We start from the raw sequence: 19,053 nt of genomic DNA on the forward strand, positions 1-19,053 counted from the left end.
TAGGTTTTAGGCGACGGTGGCCCATTTGGGCGCCTGCGGCGCGGGCAGGCCGGTTTCGGCCAGGCAATTGGCGCGCAGCGTTTCGAGGTCCGGGCCAAAGTTGAAGGTTTCGATGGGGCCGCGCTCGGCGCGCATTTTGGCGCGCAGAGCCTCGGTGGCGGCGGCATCCACCGCACCATCGACCAGCACCACGCCATAACGCAGCGCGCCCTTCTCGGTCACCAGCCCCTGCGCCAGTTCCTTGGCGAGCAGCGCGGGATCGCGCTCCAGCGGGTCACCCCAGCCGCCGCCGCCCCAGGTGATGAAGTGCAGGCGATCGCCCGCCTCGACCGGATAATCCTCCAGCTTGTTGCCGACGACGATCTCGGTGCCGTCCTTCTTGACCAGAACCTTGCGCGCGCGAGCGCCCGGTTCGCCGCCGTTCACGCCCCATGGCGGCACGAACCAGCGGTCGTCATGGATGGCGATCACGCCGTCCTCGAGGAAGCGATAGACCATGTCGATGCCGTTGCCGCCGCGATGCAGACCTGCGCCGCCCGAATCCGCCACCGTTTCATACCGTTCGATGATCAGCGGGAAGTAGCGTTCGAGAAACTCATTGGGCACGTTGGTGAAGCCGGGGAAGAGCGAATGCCCGTCGGGCCCGTCGCCCATCGGGCGGCCCGGAATGCCGCCAAAGCCGATCTGGAACAATTGGAACCACTTGCCCGCCTTGTCCGTGCCCGCATAGAAGAGGTGAGGCGACGACGAGAAGCCCGCAGCATTGAGGAATTCCGGCGTCTTTTGCCCCAGCAGACCGCCAAGGATGTCGAACAGGCGGCCCAGCACGTGGGTGCGGCCCGACAGCGCGGCGGGGAACTTGGGCTTGAGCAACGATCCTTCGGGGATGCGCACGTCAATGAGGTCATAATAACCGTCGTTGAACAGGATCTGCGGATCGAAGACCATGATCATGTAGATGCCGAAGAACATGCGCATCATGTTCTCGTTGAGCAGCATGTTGATCGAGGCCTGGGACTGGGGATCGGTGCCGTCAAAGTCCAGCACGACCCTGGTGCCATTCGGGCCGTTTTCGCGCCACATCGTGCATTTGATCTTGTAAGGGCCAAAGCCCATACCATCGTCGCAGATGTAGTCCTCGAAGCTGACCTTTTCCTCGCCGATCGAGGTTTCAATGAGGTGCTTCATCGCGCGGTAATTGCGATCCAGCAGCAGGTCGGTGGCCGAGGTGAACATGTCGTCGCCAAAGCGCTCAGCCATTTCCACCACGCGGGCGGCGGCCACGCGGCACGAGGCGATCAGCGCGTTGAGGTCCGCCTTGCACCAGTCGGCCGTGCGGCTCTGATGCATGACCAGCTTGATCAGGTCTTCGTTATAGACGCCCTTCTTCCAGATCTTGACGGGCGGGATGCGTACGCCTTCCTGAAAGATCGACGTGGCGTGGATCGGCATCGACCCGGGCACCATGCCGCCGATGTCGCTCTGATGGCCGAACATCGAGGTATAGGCGATCAGGCGCCCGTCCTTGAACACGGGCAGCAGCACCAGCCAGTCGTTGCAGTGCGAGATCGCCCCGCCCACCGAATAGGGGTCAGACAGGAAGATCAGGTCGCCGTCCTCAACCGTGCCGTCATAGCCTTCGAGGAAGGGGCCGATGTACGAACCGAACTGGCCCACGATCATGCGGCCCTGATAGTCGGCGATCAGCGGGAAGGCGTCGCCCTGTTCGCGGATGCCGGGCGACATGGCGGTGCGCACCAGCGTGGCGTCCATTTCGATGCGGGCGTTGCGCAGGGCGTTTTCGATGATGTCCAGCGTGACCGGATCTACGGCCACGGTGGCAAAAGGCGTTTCATTGGCCTGAATGATCTGTGCGGGCATGGGTCTTGCCTCCTTCTCAGGCTTGCTTGATGAGGTCGGGGTTGATGAGGATGTTGCCGACGTGATCGACGGTGCCGTTGCAGCCCGCCTCGATCAGCGTGGTGGAGTCCATTTCGACGACGATGGCCGGGCCGGGGATGACATCGCCCGATTGCAGCAGCGCGCGGTCATAGATCGCGGCGGGCATCATTGCGCCATCGGCCCAGAGTTCATGGTCGCGGATCTTGGCGCGGTCCAGATTGCCGTCGGACTTGGGCAATTCGGGCGCGGGCAGATCGAGCGCAGGCCCCATGGCCACCGCGCGCAGGTTCACCAGTTCATGGGCCGAATCCATGTTGAAGGTGAAGAGACGCAGATGCTCGGCGTCGAAACGGTCGGTGACGGCCTTCAGGCCATCGCGGCGCAGCGTTTCCGGGTCGATCGAGAGCGGCACTTCAAAGGCCTGCCCTTCATAGCGCACGTCCAGTTCGAACAGGCTGGTGATGTCGGCCTCGTTGATCCCTTCGGCCAGCAGTTCGGCGCGGGTCTGGCGGGCCATGTCGTCGAGCACGGCGATGACGTCCTCCTCGGCGGTGTCGGCCACGCGCTTGGAGAAGCTGCGCGCCGTTTCCGTGCGCATCCGCGTGGTGGCATCGCCCAGAGCGCAAAGCACGCCCGGCGAAACCGGCGAGACCGCAGGCCACGAACCCATCAGTCGCGCCACGGCGTTGACATGGAGCGGACCCGCCCCGCCAAAGCCCATCAGCGCGAAATCACGCGGGTCATAGCCCTGCTGCACCGAGATCATGCGCAGCGCGCCAAACATGTTCTCGTTGACGATATCGATGATGCCGCGCGCGGCCTCCATCAACCCGATGCCCAGCGCGTCGGCAATGGTCTGCACCGCCTTTTTCGCGCCCTCGCGGTCCAACTGGAACGTGCCGCCCAGCAGGTTTTCGGGCAGATAGCCCAGCACCACATTGGCGTCGGTCACGGTCGGCAGCGTGCCGCCCTTCTGATAGGCTACCGGACCCGGCACCGCGCCCGCCGATTGCGGGCCGACACGCAGGGCTTTGGTCAGTTCCGGCACATAGGCGATCGAGCCGCCGCCCGCGCCCACGGTCTTGACGTCCAGCGCCGAGGCGCGGACCTTCAAATGGCCCACTTCGGTGTCGCGCTGGCGGCGGGCCTCAAGCCCTTCGATCAGCGCCACGTCGGTGCTGGTGCCGCCCACGTCGAGCGTCAGAATATTCCTGATGCCTGAATTCTTGCCGACCCAGATCGCGCCGGTGACGCCGCCCGCCGGACCCGACATCAGCAGCGAAACGGGATGCTCTTCCGACTTTTCCGAAGACATCAACCCGCCATCCGAACGCAGCAGCGAAAGCGAACCGGCCATGCCCGCCCCGCGCAGCTTGTCGCGCAGGTTGCGGACATAGCGGCGCATCACCGGGCGTACGCTGGCATTGGCAACGGTGGTCAGCGTGCGCTCATATTCCTGCATTTCGGGCAGGACTTCGTGGGAAAGCGAGACGGGCACATCGGGCATGATCTCTGCGGCCAGTTCGCCCACGCGCTTTTCATGCGCGCCGTTGAGATAGGCGTTGACGAGGGAAACCGTCAGCGCCTGAACGCCCGCATCGCGCAATTGCGTCAGCGCCGCGCGGATTTCGGCATCGTCAATCGGGCTGATTTCCTTGCCGTCGGCATCCATGCGCCCGGCGATTTCCAGCGTATCCTGCAGCGCGGCCAGCGGCTCGGGCTTGGGCCATACGATCCATCCCGCCAGACCGCCCGGCACAAAGGACCGCGCGATCTGCATCACCTGGCGATAGCCCTGCGTGGTGATCAGGCCCACCCGCGCGCCCTTGCCTTCCAGCACGGCATTGGTGGCAACCGTCGTGCCGTGCAGGAAGAATTCCACATCCGAAGGGCTGATCCCGGCCTTTTCGCAAATCGCGCTCACGCCGTTCAGGATGCCTTCCGAACTGTCATGCGGCGTCGAAGGCGTCTTGTGGCGCCAGAATTTGCCGCTGGTCTGGTCGAAAAGCAGGAGGTCGGTGAAGGTCCCTCCAACGTCTACACCCAATCGGTAGGTCATATTTTCCCCGGCTTCCTTTGGTTTCATGTGCCGGCGGCTGTTGGCCTGGGGCCTTGGCCTGCCGGTTCCAGATGCTCTAAGGCTGTGACGTGATCGTCAGCGCCAATGGGGTGAAGGCGTAACGCAATCGCCGCGCTTGGCCCGGCTTTGGGCGCGGACTATCCGCCAAGCGAATTTTTGCCCTCGCGCAGTGGTCATTCCCCCGGCCCATGGGCAGGTTCACAGCCAAGGCGGACGCGCCAATCATGGAGAAAGTACCGATGGCCCTTGATCTGAACACGCTGCGCAGCGATTCGCGCGAATTTCTGGCCCGGCGCGGTGCGGGCGAGGGCCTGTTTATCGCAGGGCGCTGGCGCAAGGCCGAAGGTGGGCGCACGCTGCCCACGCTCGACCCCGCCACCGGCGCGCGGACCGCCGAGATTGCCGCGGCCGGCACCGGTGATGTCGAGGCCGCCGTCGAGGCCGCCCGCGCGGCCCTGCCGCTCTGGCGCGCCACGGTGCCGGTTGAGCGCGCGCGCATCCTCTGGAAGATCGCCGATCTGATCGAGGCGCATATTGACGAGCTGGCCGAGCTGGAAACGCTCGATCAGGGCAAGCCGCTCTATGTCGGGCGCTGGGCCGAAATTCCGGGCGCGGTCAATCAGTTCCGCTTCTTTGCCGGACAGGCGATGACCATCGAGGGCAATACGATCGAAAGCTCGATCAATTATCAGCCCGCCGGAAAGCAGATGCGGTCCTGGACCTTGCGCGAGGCGGTGGGCGTGGTGGCGGCCATCGTGCCGTGGAATTCGCCGCTGGTGCTGACCGCGATGAAGCTGGCCCCGGCGCTGGCGGCGGGCTGCACCATCGTGCTGAAACCTGCCGAGGACACCAGCCTGACCGCGCTGCGTCTGGCCGAACTGATGGCGGAGGCGGGCGTGCCTGCGGGCGTGCTGAACGTGGTGACCGGGCTGGGCAGCGAGACGGGCGCGGCGCTGGCCAATCATCCGGGCGTGGACAAGGTGGCCTTTACCGGCTCCACCGCCACGGGCCGGGCGATTCTGGATGCGGCCAAGACCAATTTCAAGCGCGTGACGCTGGAACTGGGCGGCAAGTCGCCCTCGATCGTGATGCCCGATGCTGATCTTGATCTGGCGATTCCGGGCGTGGCCAATGCGATCTTCTTCAATGCAGGGCAAGTCTGCATCGCGGGCAGCCGCCTCTATGTCCACCGCTCCATCCACGATCAGGTGGTCGAAGGCGTGGCCAATTATGCGCGGAGCATCAAGCTGGGCCACGGCCTATTGCCCGACACCCAGATGGGCCCGGTGGTTTCGGCCCGCCATGCCGAGCGCGTCGAAGGTTTCCTGACGCGGGCCAAGGCGCAGGGCGCGACCATGCTGGCGGGCGGCGAACGCACCGGCGAGGCGGGCACCTTCATCACCCCGACCGTGGTGGTGGACGTAAAGCCCGATTTCGAAATCGTGCGCGAGGAGGTTTTCGGTCCGGTTCTGGTGGCGCAGCCCTATGACGACATTGAGGAAGTGGTCGCGGCGGCCAATGCCAGCGAATATGGCCTTGCCGCCAGCGTCTGGACCGAAAGCCTGAGCCACGCCCACCGCATGAGCAGCGACATTCGCGCCGGGACGGTGTGGATCAATTGCCACGCGATGTATGACGCCTCGCTGGCCATCGGCGGGGTCAAGGCATCGGGCTGGGGCCGCGATTCGGGGCGGCAGGCGATGGACAATTATCTGGAATGGAAGACTGTCTGCGCGGTCGTGTGACGGGGGCGTATGAGATGATCTGCCCGATGGGCGGATAGGCGGGGGCGGGGCGTTGTGAAGTGGCCCCGCCGCGCCAGCTTTCCCTTTCCAGTCGAAAGGGAGACAATCCATGCGGGGCCGAAAAGCCAAACCGTTCAGCCGCCTGTTACCTATCCTGCTGTGCGCCGGGGCCGCGATGGCCGCCCCCGCCATGGCCCAGAACGCCTCCTGTCAAAAGCCGTGGTTCACCCCGCAGGCCCCGCCGGTGCAATCCTTCGAGGTGCTGCCCGATGGCCGCGTGACTTTCCGGCTTTGCGCCCCGCTGGCCCATGAAGTGCTGGCCACCAGTTCGGATGCGGGCGAGGTGATCCCCATGGGCTTTCCGGTGGGCACGCCGCAAGGGCTGACCCTGACCCGCGATGACACCGGATTGTGGAGCGGGACGACCGCCAAGCCCTTCAAACCCGGCCCTTATCGCTATGCCTTCCGCGTCGATGGGGTCCGCACCGCCGATCCCTATGCGCAGGCTTTTTCGCGCACCCGCTATGGCATAGAAGCAGTGCTTGAAGTGCCCGGCAGCCGGTTTCAGGCATGGGACGCGAGCCTGCCCCATGGCGCGGTGGCCAGCGTGGATTACTGGTCGGCTTCGCTGAAAAGCCGCCGGCGGGCGCATGTCTATACCCCTCCCGGCTATGAAAAGGGCGGCAATCAGCGCTATCCGGTGCTCTATCTGGTCCATGGCGCGGGCGACAATGATGAGAGCTGGACCGGGATCGGCCATGCGAACCAGATCCTCGACCGGATGATCGCAGAGGGCAAGGTCAAGCCGATGATCGTGGTCATGCCCGATGGCCATACGCCCGATGCGGCCCGCGCGATTGATTTCCACGCCCATGATTTTGGCGATGATCTGACCCGCGACCTGATCCCCCTGATCGACCGGACATATCGCACCGTGGCCACCGCCGATGCGCGGGCCATGGCGGGCCTGTCGATGGGCGGTTCGCACACGATCCGTGAAGGGCTGACGCGCCCCGGCACTTTCCACTGGATCGGCATCTTCTCAATGGGCGTGGGCATCGGCAGCCAGACCGGCGTCGATCCCAAGCGGATCGAGGAATTCGCCACGGAGAACGCCGCCGCGCTCAAACAGGCGGGGCGCGATATGCATCTGGTCTATTTCGCAATGGGCAAGGAGGATTTCCTTTATGCCTCGGTCAAGCCCACCCGCGAGGTATTCGACCGTTTCGGCATTGCCCATGTCTATCATGAGAGCGAGGGCGGGCACACCTGGATGAACTGGCGCGATTATCTGGCCGATTTCGCGCCCCGCCTGTTCAAATAGGCCTGTTCAAATAGGCCTTCAGGCCGCCGCGCCCTTGCGCGCGGCGGCCATCTTGCCCTCGTCCAGATCATAGAGATAGAGAAACACCCCGTTTACCACGAACATGGCCGCCGGGATCACCGCATAGCCCATGGTCAGCGCCAGAATCGCGCTGGGCGGCTGCGTCACCAGCTTGCCGCCCATGGTCGGGATATAATGGGCCGCGCGCAAAAACACGCCCAGCACCGCCACGCCCAGCGCGAAACTGGCCTTTTCCAGCACGGCGGCGGTGGAGGAAAGCAGGCCCTCGCGCCCCATGCCGGTGATCGCGCGGTCATAGACCATCGTGTCGCCCAGCATCGAGATCGACATCAGGATCAGCGCCCCCGAACCAAAGCCCGAAGTGATGCCGCGCACAATCAACTCACCGTTGCCCGGCGCATGGGGCGCGGCCAGCCAGCTCAGGGCCGTGGCGCAGAAGATGAAGACGCCGATGAGATAGGTGCCCCGCTTGCCGATCTTCTTGCCGCTCCACACCCAGAGCGGCATGGAAAGCGCCGTGACGATATTCTGCACCGAGGTCAGCAGGATCTGTCCGCCATAGCCCACGCCCAGCACATTGAGCAGGAAGAGCAGCCCGCAGGAGCCGATGCTGGCAAAGGCGAGGAACTGAAACACTTTGGCGCCCAGCAAGAGCATATAGGGCCGGTTGCGCGTCATCAGCGCGATCTGGCGGGGCAGGGAAAGGGGCGGCGGGGCATCCGCATGGGCCTCCTCGGCATGGGTGGCCGGAACCGAGAGCACCGTGGCCGTCATCGCGCCAAAGATCACCAGCGCCATCACCAGCCCCATCGTGGCATAGGCCGGACCGCCCGCGCCGCCCGCCTTGATGATCGCCGCCGTGCCCGCTGTCGCCAGCATTTGCCCGATGGACACAAACACCGTGCGGAAGGAAAGCAGGCGGGTCCGCTCGGCAAAGCCTTCGGTCAATTCGGCGGGCAGCGCCATATAGGGCACGGCAAAGAGCGAATAGGCGGTGGAATAGATCACCTGCGCCGCGATCATATAGGCGATCAGCGCGCCTTGCCCCAGCGCGGGCGGGGCAAACAGCATCAGGAACGAGGCCGCCGACAGGATCGCACCCGCCAGCATGAACGGGCGGCGGCGGCCCCATTTGCTGCGGCTCTTGTCGCTCATCGAACCGATGATCATATCGACCACCGCATCATAGAGCTTGGCCCCCATCATCAGATAGCCCGCGATTTCGGGCGATTGGCCCAGCACCGTGGTCATGAAGGCGGGATAATAGGCCGTGACCGCATTGAGCATGATCGACACGCCCACCGTGCCGATGCCAAAGCCGAGGCAGGTCTTCATGGGAAGGCGCGCGTTCATGCCTCTTCTCCTTTCAGGAAGGCGAGGATCGCGGCGGCCTTGGCCGCATCTCCGGGGGGCAGGGCCGCTGCGCGCCCATCAGACAGGATCTCCAGCGCGCGCGCCACCGAGGCATTGAGCAGCGCCAGTTCGGTTTCCGGCTTGAGCAGGAGCGTTGGCGCGGCGACCAAGGCCATCCGGTCAAAGGCGCGATATTCAAAGGCCGCGATATAGGGCAATGAATAGGTGTCCCATGACTTGAGCACGTCCAGCGTGATGCGGTGCAGGATCTCAGGCGGCGGCATGGGCACGGACAGACGGTGTCCTGCGTCCTGCATGAAATGGGGAAAGAACAGCGCCTGATCGCGGCAGAAGTTGAAGGCCCAGATCAGATGGCGGCCATAGGCGTCGGGTTCGACGCGCGGCGCGTAATTCTCGATCACGGCTGCGCGCAATTCGTCGTCATATTCGGTGATGCCGTCCAGCACCAGCCGCCGTACCCGATCGCCATGCGCCGCCGCCATTTCGCAGGCGATGCGCGCGCCGGTGTGGGTGCCGTAAACATCAACCTTGTCGATGCCCAGCGCGTCCAGCATCCGCACCATCGAGCCTGCGAAATAGGCGATATCGGGATGGTCGGGCGCGGGGGCGGCGCTGTCGCCATTGCCCAGCGTGTCGGGCGCCAGAATCGGCCCCTCATGCCCCGCCGCGCGCAACGCCTGCATCAAAGGCTGGCTGAACCATCCCGAGGCGGGCGAGGCATGGAGCAGCAGCAGCGGCGTGCCGCTTCCCTCCATCCGGCGCAGGTGGATCTGTCCTTCATCGATGGTGACGAAGGCTCTGGTGATAATGGGGTGGGTTATGACGGGGGGATCGATCAGGCTCATGGACAGCGAAGCTAACCCGGCGTGGCGCGCGCACTTGTCGCATCCTGACCTTATCCAGCAGGCGGATAGAAGCCTTTTGTCGGGGGGCGCAAGCGGCCCCGGCATGGTCAATTCGCCTTCATGTTACACAGCAACGCCTCCGATGATGCCCTGCTGGACGGATTGAACGCCGCCGGGCCGATCCATCTGGCCGAAGCCTATGCCGTGATGGAGCGGTGGGGGCTGGATGCGTTGGTCTGCGCCCAGCCGGTCAATGTGTTTCACGCGCTGGGCCATTGGCCCCAGATCGCGCGGACCCGGATCGGCCAGCCCGCAGGAACCTTCGCCATCCTTTCGCGGCGGCAGATCGACAGGCCGGTGCTGGTCACCAGCCGTTTCCTGCATTTCTATACCTATGCCGACGGGCGCGGCCCGGTTGAGGCCTTCCTCTATGACGATCTGAGCGATGGCGAGGATCTGGGGCAGAATGGCGATTTTCCGCTTTGCCCGGATCGGGGACTCGCGCCGCTCTCCGCGATGGAGCTGCACCGCTTTGCCATCAGCGCGGCGGCCTTGCGGCACCGGGCGGCCTATCGCCATGCGGGCGGGGCGCTGGTGGCGGCGCTGCGCGAGATGGGCGCGTGGGGTGGGCGGATCGGCTGGGATGATCCCTTGATCGCGGGCGTTCTGGCGCGCCATGGGCATGAGGGGCCAAGCATTGCGGCGGACAATGCCATGCGCGAGATCCGCCTGATCAAATCGCCGTTGGAAATCGCGCTGATGCGCCGCGCCGCCCGCGCCAATGTCGAGGCATTGCAGGCTGTTGCGCAGGGTGTGCGGGCCGGGGCCTCCTACCGCGATCTCCACGCCGTGTTTCGCGCCGAGGCGGCCGCGCGGGGCAATACGGCGGTGTTCCTCAATGTCGACCGCTCCTCGTCCGAAACCAGCCCGCATCGCATTGCCGATGGGCAGGCGCTGTTCCTCGATGCGGTCAGCCATTTTCAGAATTATCACGGCGATTTCGCGCGCACGGTCTTTGTGGGCGAACCCACGCGCGCGGCGGCCCGCGCGGCCGATGCCGCCGCCTTTGCCTGGCAGGCCGTGCGCGAGGAGATCAGGCCCGGCCTGCGCTTTTCCGACATCGTGCGGATTGGACAGGATGCGCTCAAACGCGGCGAATTTGATGTTCAGGTCGGCTTTGGCCCGCATTCCTGTGGCCTCGCCCATACGGACGAGCCGGGCGAGGATGCGGGCGGCTTCTGGCGCAAGCCGGATATCGAACTGCGCCCCGGCATGGTGATTTCGGTTGATTGCCCGGTGCTCGATTCGGGCCTTGGCGGCTCGGCCCATTGCGAAGATCTCGTTCTCATCACGGCCGATGGCTGTGAAACCATCCATTCCTCTCCTCCAGCGGTGATTGTCGTATGACCAGAAGCTTTATCCTTTCCGCCGGCATTGGCGATCCGGCGCTGGCCGATCCGGCCATGGCCGCGCAATTCGTGACCGCCGCCGAGGCGGCGGGCGTCGATCTGCTGATGCTGGGCCGCCATGACAGCCTGCCCTTTGATCCGCAGGTGATTGCCGCATGGGCCGCGCCGCGCGTGTCGCGGCTGGGGCTGGTGCCGCTGGTTTCCAGCCGGATCGCGCATCCCTTTCACGTGGCGCGCGCGCTTTCGGCGGTCGATTACCTTTCGGGCGGGCTGCTCGGCTGGTGCCCGGTGGCGCAGGGGGGCAGCGCGGCGCAACTGGCCGATCTGGTGCGGGCGACGCGCGCCCTCTGGGATGGCTGGGATGATGATTGCCTGATCATCGACAAGGCAAGCGGGCGCTATCTGGATACGACCAAGGTGCGGCCGAGCAACTATGTCGGCACCCATTATGCGGTGCGCGGCCCGGTCAATGCGATGCGCCCGAAACAGGGGCATCCCGTGCTGGTCTGCGATGCGGCCTCGCCCTTTGCGGTGCCCGGCCTTGATGTGGTGATTGCCGCCGAGGGGCAGGCTTTCCCAGCCGCCGCGCGCCGCCTGCTGCGGGTCGATGCGGGCGCGGACCTTGCCGCCATGGCTGCAAGGTTCGAGGCGGGTGAGATCGACGGCCTGCATATCGACCTGACCAATCCTGCCGCCGAACTGGCCCGCATCGGCAAGGCTCTGGCCCCGCTGACCCAGGGGCGCCCTTCGGCAGGCACTTTGCGCGAGAGGCTGGGCCTCCCCCTGTCTTTGCGCAACATTCATGAGGAGATTGCCTGATGCCCCGTCCGATCCATCTCTGGGCCTTTCTTCAGGGCATCGGCCATTATCCCAGCGGTTGGCGCCATCCCGGCGCCGAGCCGGAGGGCGTTTTCACCATGGATTATTACGCCCGTGTCGGGCGTCTTGTGGAAAAGGGCCGGTTTGACGCCATTGTCTTTGGCGACCAGTTGCAGTCGCGCGGGGTGCGCGGGCGCACGCCCGAACATCTGGCCATGCCGACGCTCGACCCGATGGCGCTGCTCACGGCCATCGCCTCGGTTACGCAGCATGTCGGGCTGGTGAACACGCTCTCCACCACCTATTGGTCGCCCGAAGGTCTGGCCGAGCGTTTCGCCACGATGGACCGGATGAGCGGCGGGCGCGCCGGGTGGAACATCGTCACCACCGCGCATCCCGACACCGCGCCCAATTTCGGCGATGAGGAGCTGCCCGAAAAGTCGCAGCGCTATAAGATGGCGGCGCAGACCGTGGCGCAGGCGCAGGCGATCTGGCGCGAGCGCAACGCCGCGCTGGGGCCTTCGCCTCAGGCGCGCCCGGTTTTCGTTCAGGCCGGGCAATCGGGCGACGGGCGCGACTTTGCCGCCAGCATCGCCGAGGCGATCTTCTGTTCGGCCCCGACCATCGAGGAAGGCATCGCCTTTCGCAATGACATGCGCGCCCGCGTGGCGGCGGCGGGGCGCGATCCCGATGCGGTGCGGATCATGCCGGGCCTGTCCTTCATTCTGGCCGAAACCGAGGCCGCCGCGATTGCCAAGGATCAGGCCATCCTCGATCTGGCTGACGAGGCGCTGTGCATCGAATATCTCTCGGAATCGCTCAATTGCGATCTGACCGGGTTTGATCCGGCCGGGCCGATCCCGGTCGATCACATTTTGAGCCAGACCTGTTTCCCCAAGGCCGACATCGGCCGCGCGCTGGAAAAGCCCGCTGCAATTGGCCTGCCTTTGGGCAAATTCGCCTCGGGCTATGTGCGCACACCGCGCGGGCATAATGTGTTTCGCGGCACGGCCTCGCAACTGGCTAATATGATGATCCAGTGGGTCGAGGCGGGGGCCTGCGACGGTTTCACGCTGCAACCGGCCTATATGCCGGGCGAACTGGAAATCTTTGTCGAGGAAGTGGTGCCGATTCTGCAGGCGGCGGGCGCGCTGCGCACCGAATATCCGGGCAGCACGCTGCGTGAAACGATGGGTCTGCCGCGCTGGCCTGCGGATATGGCGGCGTGATCGGGGGGCTGGCGGCGCTGATGCTGATGGCGGGCGCCGCGCCCGCCGTCGAAACGCCCAATGTCCATACCGACCGCGCCGCCGTTGTCGCGCGCTGGGCCAAGGCGCCCTCGCGCTTCGTCACGGTCGATGGCGTGCCCATCCATGTGCGAGAGGAAGGGCGCAAGGGCGCGCCGGTGGTGGTCCTGCTGCATGGCTCGATTGTGAACCTGCATGAATGGGATCTGGTCGTGCCCTTGCTGGCGCGCGATTATCGCGTGGTGCGCTTTGACTGGCCGCCTTATGGCCTGTCGGGGCCGGATCCCAAGGGCGTTTACACGACCCCGCGCGCCGCCGAACTGATGGACGGGCTGATGCGGGCGCTGGGCCATGACCGTTTCGCGCTGGTCTCCACCAGCAATGGGGCCAATGTCGCGCTGGAATATAACCGGGCCTATCCGGGGCACGCCACGGCGATGGCCTTTTCCATCCTCCCGCTCGAACGGCCCAGCCAGACGCGCAAGATCGGCGCGCGGATGATGGAGTTGATTAACGAGCAGAAGGCCAGAACGCCGCAATGGCGTAGCCATGCCTTTTTCCGCGAGGTGTTGAAGGACACCACCCCGCCCGGTTTCGAACCGAAGGACTGGATGGTGGACAGCATTTTCGATGCCGACAATCTGCCCGGCGCTTACGTCAATCAAGCCGCGCTGCTGGCCGCCAATGTCGAATTGTTCAAGACCGATATCGTCAAGCGCGAAACCGAGGCCGTCACCGTGCCGGTGCTGCTGCAATGGTGCACCTATGACACGGTGATCAGCCAGAGCGCGGCGCAATCCAAGGGGCGTTTTCCCAATGCGCGGGTGGATTATATCGAATATCCCACGCTTGGGCATTTCCCCATGTGGGAAAACCCCAAGCTGTTCACCCGCGATCTGAAGGCTTTTCTGGACCGCCAGCGCAAACCGGCGGCCCCTCGCAGGAATTAGCGTTTGATCGCCTGGATCAAAAGGTTGGGCAGATAGGCATTATCCCATTCCGCCTGTGTTGATGAGGGCGCAGGCGGGGTGGCGCCGATGCGCAGCACGATCAGGTCATATTTGGGCGAGATATAGACCACCTGATTGGAATTGCCGTCGAACAGGTAAAGCTCGGGGTCGAGATAAGGCTCGCTGTGCAGCACTTGCGGTCCCAGCGTGCCGGGTGCGCCAAACCCGCGCCTTTGGTGATAGGGCTCGCCGATCCACAGGCCCAAACCGAAATTGGGATTCTGCGGCGTGCCCTTGCGCATTTGCGCCGTATAGCCTTTGGGCAACAGGCGTTTGCCGCCCCATACGCCATCGGCATGGATCAGCATGGCCATGCGCAGATAAGTCTCGGCGGGCAGATAGGTGCAGCAGCCCGAATGGGCCAGGCCCCCTTCGCGGTCGACCCAGATGGTGCCCCCCGGCGCGCCGATTTTCGCCAGCACCTCAGCCCCGACAAATTCACCATAGCGCCGCCCGGTGGCCCGCTCGATCACCAGCGCCACCATGTCGGACGGGGCATTGGCATAGGCATAGCGCGTACCCGGCTCGGCGATCATCGGGTAATGGTTGATGATCTCGCGCCCATGGTCGGTGGACAGATAGGCGGTGTTGAGCGGATGCGCCGGATCAGGGCTGAACCCCTGATCCAGCATCCCCGAACGCATATCGAGCAAATGACGCACCAGAATGCGGCCCTTCTGCGTGCCCTTCAATTCGGGAATGATCTCGGACAACGGCTGGTCCAGCCCCTTGATCCGCCCCAGCGCGATGGCGCGGCCCACGGCCAGCGCGGTGATCGGCTTGGACAAAGATTTGGACAGCATCGGCACCTGCGCATCCATGCCCGGCCCATACCAACTGTGGACCAGCGCGCCCTTGTGCCAGACCAGAAAGGCACTTGACCGCATCGCGGCGGCATAGGCATCGCCCTTGGCCAGAGCGGCGGGGTCAATGGCGGCATCGGCGCGCGCCGTCATCACTCGCCATACCTTGGCCCCGGACAGTTTTTCCATCGGCGCATAGGGAAAATTGCCGGGATCTTTCAGGAATTGCGCGAATCGCTGCTGATAGACCGCCTTGTCCCCGGCAACCTCGCCCGCAACGCTCTGGGCCATTACCCCGGCGGCCGGCAGCGCGGCCAGAAATGCGGCAATGGTGGCCGTTACGAGTGTCTTTGCCCTTTGCATGTCAACAATTCCCCGCATTCCTGATGGTCTCGAAGTTTTTGCAATCTGCCCATTGGGGCGGTGCATGCCTGTGCAGAGCGCGCCAATCCCCACTGTGCGGATAATTCCACCACATGCCGCATCACCGGGGGGCCAAGCGTCCATATCCCGTGCAAGTCCGAGGTTTGGAGTGCATGAGCTATGACAGGGGTAGAACGGTGCCAGGTGGGGATTGTGGGTGCAGGCCCCGTTGGCACAGTAATGGCCACCCTGCTGGCCAAGGCCGGCTATGACGTGGTGGTTTTCGAGGCGGGACTCGATTGCGCGCAGGATCTGCGCGCGTCCACGTTCCACCCTTCGACGCTGGAAATGCTGGATGATATCGGCATCACGCAATTGCTGCTCGATCGCGGGCTGAAGGCGCCGGTCTATCATTGGCGCGACCGCGCCTCGGGCGAGGTGGTCGATTTCGACCTGTCCGAAATCGCGGATGTCACACGCTATCCCTATCGCATTCAATGCGAGCAATATCACCTCTCGCGCGGGCTGGCCGAAGGGTTGGACCAATATTCCAATGCCAAGGTGCTGTTCGGCCATCGCCTGCTGACGCTGGAGCAGGACGATACCGGCGTGAACCTGTGCGTCGAAACGATGACCGATATCGTGCGCTATCGCTGCGATTATCTGATCGGGGCGGACGGGGCCAATTCGGTGGTGCGCAAATGGCTGGGCATCGAATTCGACGGTTTCACCTATCCCGAACGTTTCCTCACCTTGTCCACCAAGCTGGAGCTGGCCGATTATCTGCCCAATCTGGCCTATGTGAACTATGTGTCGGATCCGTCGGAATGGCTGGTGCTGCTGCGCGTGCCTTCGGTGTGGCGCGTGCTGGTGCCGACCGATGCTTCGCTGGGCGACGATTATCTGAAGTCCGACGAGATCAAGGACGGTATTTTCCAGCGCCTGCTGGGCACCGACCTGCATGTCGAGACCGGCCACCGCACGCTCTATCGCGTGCATCAGCGCGTAGCCAAGAGCTTTGGCAACGGGCGCGTCTATCTGGCCGGGGATGCGGCACATCTCAACAATCCGCTGGGCGGGTTCGGCATGAATTCGGGCGTGCATGACGCTTTCAACCTGTTTGAAAAGCTTGATCCGGTGCTCAAGGGCACCAAGACCAACCAGAGCCTTGCGCTCTATGATCGCCAGCGCCGCACGGTAACGCACAGCTTTACCCAGCAGCAGACGATCGAAAACATGGCCTTTATCAAGGGCGGCGCCGATGAAGCGCACAAGCGCCGCCGCCAGGCGATGCTCGACCTGAAAGCCGATGACGACAAGCGCCGCGCCTATCTGATGCGACAGGCGATGTATGAAAGCCTCTCGCAGGCCGCCGCGGTCGAGTGAATTTTCGGGCGGGGCGGTCAAACGTCCCGCCCTTCTTCCATCCAATCTGGGCACGGTCCCCCGTCCTGCCTGTAACAAGGAGTATATTCGCATGGGTGACGTTCTGGGCTGGCGCAAGCTGATGGGGGTGATCGCGCCTTCGACCAACACCACGGTGCAGCCCGATATGGAGCGGATGCGCCCGGTGGGCGTGACCAACCATTTCAGCCGGATCTATGTCGAGGACCCGCTGGCGCTGTCCAACGAGGATTTCCTGGTCGGCACACAGGCGATTTCGGACGCCACCCATGATGCGGTGCGCTCGGTCATGACGGCCAAGGTCGATTATCTCGTACTGGGCATGTCGGCGGTGACGTTTTACGGCGGCGTTGAAGGCAGCCGCAAGTGGAAGGCCGATGTCGAAGCCGTCGCGGGCGTGGGCGCCAGCACGGGGGCCGAATCGGTGGCCGCCGCGCTCAAAGCCTATGGCGGAGTCAAGACCGTCAGCTTCGTTTCGCCCTATTACCCGGTGGCCAACACCCAAGTGCGCCGTTTCCTTGAGGAATCAGGCTTTGAGGTAAAGCGCGACAAGCCGCTTGAATGCAAGCGCTGGACCGACATCGCCAAGGTGACGCCGGACGATTTGCGCCCGGTGCTGGACTATCTGGACGGCGATGATGTCGACGCCATTGTTCAGGTCGGCACCAATCTTTCGATGGTCGATCTGGCCGTGGAATATGAGCAGAAGCTCTCCAAGCCGGTGATCGCCATCAACACGGCCACCTATTGGCATGGCCTGCGCGCCTGCGGGATTGAGGACAAGATCGAGGGCGTTGGCCGGTTGCTGGCCGAGTTTTAACCGAAATGCGCGCCCGCCTGACCGACAGGCGGGCGTATCGCGGGGGATGCCTACCCGCGCGCGCCCCGCCCATGCGATGCATCAGCCACAGCAGGACGTCGGCGCCATCAACCGCCCGACGACAGGGCCGCGCATGATCGCAGCGCCGGTCCCAACTCAGGGAGAAAACCGTGATACAGGAAGTTCTCGTACTGCGCTGGGTACACATCATCTGCATGGTCTATTGGCTGGGCGGCGAATGGGGTGTGTTTCAGACCAGCTATAATATCCTCAACCGCAATCTTTCGATGGAAGAGCGCAAGCGGCACATGGAAACCGCCTATCGCATCGACATTCTGGCGCGCACCGGCATCATCACGCTGCTGCCGCTTGGTCTGCATATGGGCAATATCTATGGGCTTCAGCCCTATGGCGGCAATTTCCTGACCTTCATGTGGATCTTTGTCGCTGGCTGGCTGGCGCTGTGCTGGGGCGCGTTCATCAAGCGCGAGACCGATATCGGCATCCGTCTGACCAAGATCGACGAATCGGTGCGCTATATCCTGATCCCCACGATTTTCTTCGTCGGCATTTCCTCGCTGCTGGGCCATGGTCCGTTCGAGGCGGGCGAGGGCCAGCGCTGGTACGCCACCAAGTTCACGCTTTACGGCTTCACGCTGTGCATCGGGCTGGGTCTGCGCTGGATCATGCGCCGCTGGACCACCGCGTTCCGCATTCTGGCCCAAGGCCCCAACCCCAAGATCGAGGCCGTGCTGGAGCGCGACTTCTTCCTCGGGCGCTGCATGGCCTATGTCTATTGGATCACGATTGCCAGCATCTGTTTCCTCGGCACGGTCAAGCCGATCTGAGGACGCCTTCTCAAAGGGGCACAGGAGCGCGGCGGGCCAAAACCCGCCGCGTTTTTTATGCGCGCATAAAAAGACCCCGGCGCCTTCTTTCAAAAGCGCCGGGGCCAAGTGCGGGTTCGTGTAGACGGATCAGTTGCGATAGGTGGTGGCCGCGCGGGTCAGCACGCCCATCGGATCGGCCGCCATCGCCGGATCGGCCTTGGCCACCATCGCGCGCCAGTCTTCGGGCATATCGGCATAGCGGGCCACTTTCATCCCCGCGCTGCGCAGCGTCTGGGTGCCCAAGCCTGCGGGCATTTTCCACCAGCGCGCATAATCGGTGACATCCGTGCCATAGGCGGTCGCGCTGACAAAGGCGCGCTTGGGATCAAGGGCCTCAGCAGCAGGGCTGCAAATCATGCTCATATCGTTGAGCACGCGATCGTTTTGCCCGGCCGTTTCCGCGCGGGCGCGGCTGTGGGTCTGGAAACAGACGGTGTCACCAATACGGAAGAAAAGCTCGGGCACGTGCTCGACCGAGAACTTCGACCCACCAATGGTCGGGGGCAATTGCAGGACGTTATCCGCGTTATAGACGACCTTGGTCGGGCCGACGGGAGCGAACGGCACATCGACCATCGTACCGGTGATCGGATTAAGCAGCTTTTCCGCGCGCACGCCCGAATCCAGTGCGGTGCGGAAGGCCAGCTCATACTGGCTGATCACCAGCCCGCCATCGGCGGTGGGACGCACGTCCATCAGCGCGCCAAAGATCATGTCGCACATCGGGATCAGATTGGCGCCCTGCTGGGCATAATTGCGCCCGCGAAACCACCAGAACACCGGCCCCGCATCGGTGCGCATCCGCATCCGCCGGGTGATGGCGATGCGGGCGGCGGCATCGGTGGGGATGCCCTCTTCGCGGGCGATCGGGGCCGCCGCCGCCATTTCGGGCATGGCCATGGCCGCGCCCAACATCATGCCCCCCGCCATCAGCATTCGACGGCTCAGCAGCAGGCTTTCATCGCAATTATCGCTCATTGCTTTCCCCCCAACTGTC

Annotated in this window: 15 protein-coding genes; 9 read left to right on the plus strand and 6 right to left on the minus strand. The window is 64.1% G+C overall.

The annotated features are described in order from the left end of the window. Positions 1–6: 6 nt before the first annotated feature. Together FHW92_RS01715 and FHW92_RS01720 are read right to left on the minus strand one after the other, a co-directional pair. Positions 7–1,881: a hydantoinase B/oxoprolinase family protein gene (locus tag FHW92_RS01715; RefSeq protein ID WP_168601491.1), complete on the minus strand. Its 1,875-nt coding sequence runs from the start codon at positions 1,879–1,881 to the stop codon at positions 7–9. A gap of 16 nt (positions 1,882–1,897) precedes the next feature. Beyond that, a complete protein-coding gene (locus FHW92_RS01720; protein ID WP_168601492.1) occupies positions 1,898–3,961 on the minus strand; it encodes a hydantoinase/oxoprolinase family protein in 2,064 nt (687 codons plus the stop codon). Positions 3,962–4,221: 260 nt separating this feature from the next. Between FHW92_RS01720 and FHW92_RS01725 the strand changes: the two genes are divergently transcribed. Beyond that, a complete protein-coding gene (locus FHW92_RS01725; protein WP_168601493.1) occupies positions 4,222–5,727 on the plus strand; it encodes an aldehyde dehydrogenase family protein in 1,506 nt (501 codons plus the stop codon). Between the two features lie 109 nt (positions 5,728–5,836). Beyond that, positions 5,837–7,051, plus strand: coding sequence for an alpha/beta hydrolase-fold protein (locus FHW92_RS01730; RefSeq protein ID WP_168601494.1), 1,215 nt, complete (start codon positions 5,837–5,839; stop codon positions 7,049–7,051). A gap of 18 nt (positions 7,052–7,069) precedes the next feature. Here the strand turns inward: FHW92_RS01730 and FHW92_RS01735 are convergent, their stop codons facing one another. Further along, positions 7,070–8,425, minus strand: a complete 1,356-nt coding sequence (locus tag FHW92_RS01735) for an MFS transporter (RefSeq protein WP_168601495.1) — start codon at positions 8,423–8,425, stop codon at positions 7,070–7,072. Continuing rightward, the gene (locus FHW92_RS01740; protein WP_168601496.1) at positions 8,422–9,291 is read right to left on the minus strand and encodes an alpha/beta fold hydrolase; all 870 of its coding nucleotides are present in this window, start codon (positions 9,289–9,291) and stop codon (positions 8,422–8,424) included. The genes FHW92_RS01735 and FHW92_RS01740 overlap by 4 nt, the downstream gene beginning before the upstream one ends. 120 nt (positions 9,292–9,411) lie before the next feature. Between FHW92_RS01740 and FHW92_RS01745 the strand changes: the two genes are divergently transcribed. The 4 genes from FHW92_RS01745 to FHW92_RS01760 are packed head-to-tail and all read left to right on the plus strand — an operon-like array spanning position 9,412 to position 13,716. Beyond that, on the plus strand, positions 9,412–10,698 hold the full coding sequence (locus FHW92_RS01745) for a M24 family metallopeptidase (RefSeq protein WP_168601497.1): 1,287 nt from the start codon (positions 9,412–9,414) through the stop codon (positions 10,696–10,698). Next, a complete protein-coding gene (locus FHW92_RS01750) occupies positions 10,695–11,519 on the plus strand; it encodes an LLM class flavin-dependent oxidoreductase (protein ID WP_168601498.1) in 825 nt (274 codons plus the stop codon). Before FHW92_RS01745 ends, FHW92_RS01750 begins: the two co-directional genes overlap by 4 nt. Then, positions 11,519–12,748, plus strand: coding sequence for an LLM class flavin-dependent oxidoreductase (locus tag FHW92_RS01755; RefSeq protein WP_246869856.1), 1,230 nt, complete (start codon positions 11,519–11,521; stop codon positions 12,746–12,748). The genes FHW92_RS01750 and FHW92_RS01755 overlap by 1 nt, the downstream gene beginning before the upstream one ends. Then, the gene (locus tag FHW92_RS01760) at positions 12,745–13,716 is read left to right on the plus strand and encodes an alpha/beta hydrolase (protein ID WP_349237624.1); all 972 of its coding nucleotides are present in this window, start codon (positions 12,745–12,747) and stop codon (positions 13,714–13,716) included. Before FHW92_RS01755 ends, FHW92_RS01760 begins: the two co-directional genes overlap by 4 nt. Here the strand turns inward: FHW92_RS01760 and FHW92_RS01765 are convergent. After that, positions 13,713–14,942, minus strand: coding sequence for a serine hydrolase domain-containing protein (locus tag FHW92_RS01765; RefSeq protein ID WP_168601499.1), 1,230 nt, complete (start codon positions 14,940–14,942; stop codon positions 13,713–13,715). The two genes, FHW92_RS01760 and FHW92_RS01765, sit on opposite strands and share 4 nt — an antisense overlap. A 180-nt stretch (positions 14,943–15,122) precedes the next feature. Between FHW92_RS01765 and FHW92_RS01770 the strand changes: the two genes are divergently transcribed. The 3 genes from FHW92_RS01770 (at position 15,123) to FHW92_RS01780 (ending at position 18,014) form a co-directional block, all read left to right on the plus strand. Beyond that, positions 15,123–16,328, plus strand: coding sequence for an FAD-dependent monooxygenase (locus FHW92_RS01770; protein WP_168601500.1), 1,206 nt, complete (start codon positions 15,123–15,125; stop codon positions 16,326–16,328). A 91-nt stretch (positions 16,329–16,419) separates the two neighbouring features. Then, positions 16,420–17,166 carry an arylmalonate decarboxylase gene (locus tag FHW92_RS01775; protein WP_168601501.1) on the plus strand — a complete coding sequence of 249 codons (747 nt, stop codon included), beginning with the start codon at positions 16,420–16,422 and terminating at the stop codon, positions 17,164–17,166. 170 nt (positions 17,167–17,336) lie between these two features. After that, entirely contained in the window at positions 17,337–18,014 is a 678-nt protein-coding gene (locus tag FHW92_RS01780; protein ID WP_292921866.1) for a hypothetical protein, read from the plus strand. 129 nt (positions 18,015–18,143) lie between these two features. On the opposite strand, the gene FHW92_RS01785 is transcribed toward FHW92_RS01780, so the two are convergent. Beyond that, positions 18,144–19,034 (minus strand): hypothetical protein, encoded by an 891-nt coding sequence (locus FHW92_RS01785; RefSeq protein ID WP_168601502.1) that lies wholly within the window; start codon positions 19,032–19,034, stop codon positions 18,144–18,146. Positions 19,035–19,053: the final 19 nt, after the last annotated feature.

The sequence above is a fragment of the Novosphingobium sp. SG707 genome, from assembly GCF_012275515.1.
Classification (GTDB): Bacteria; Pseudomonadota; Alphaproteobacteria; order Sphingomonadales; family Sphingomonadaceae; genus Novosphingobium.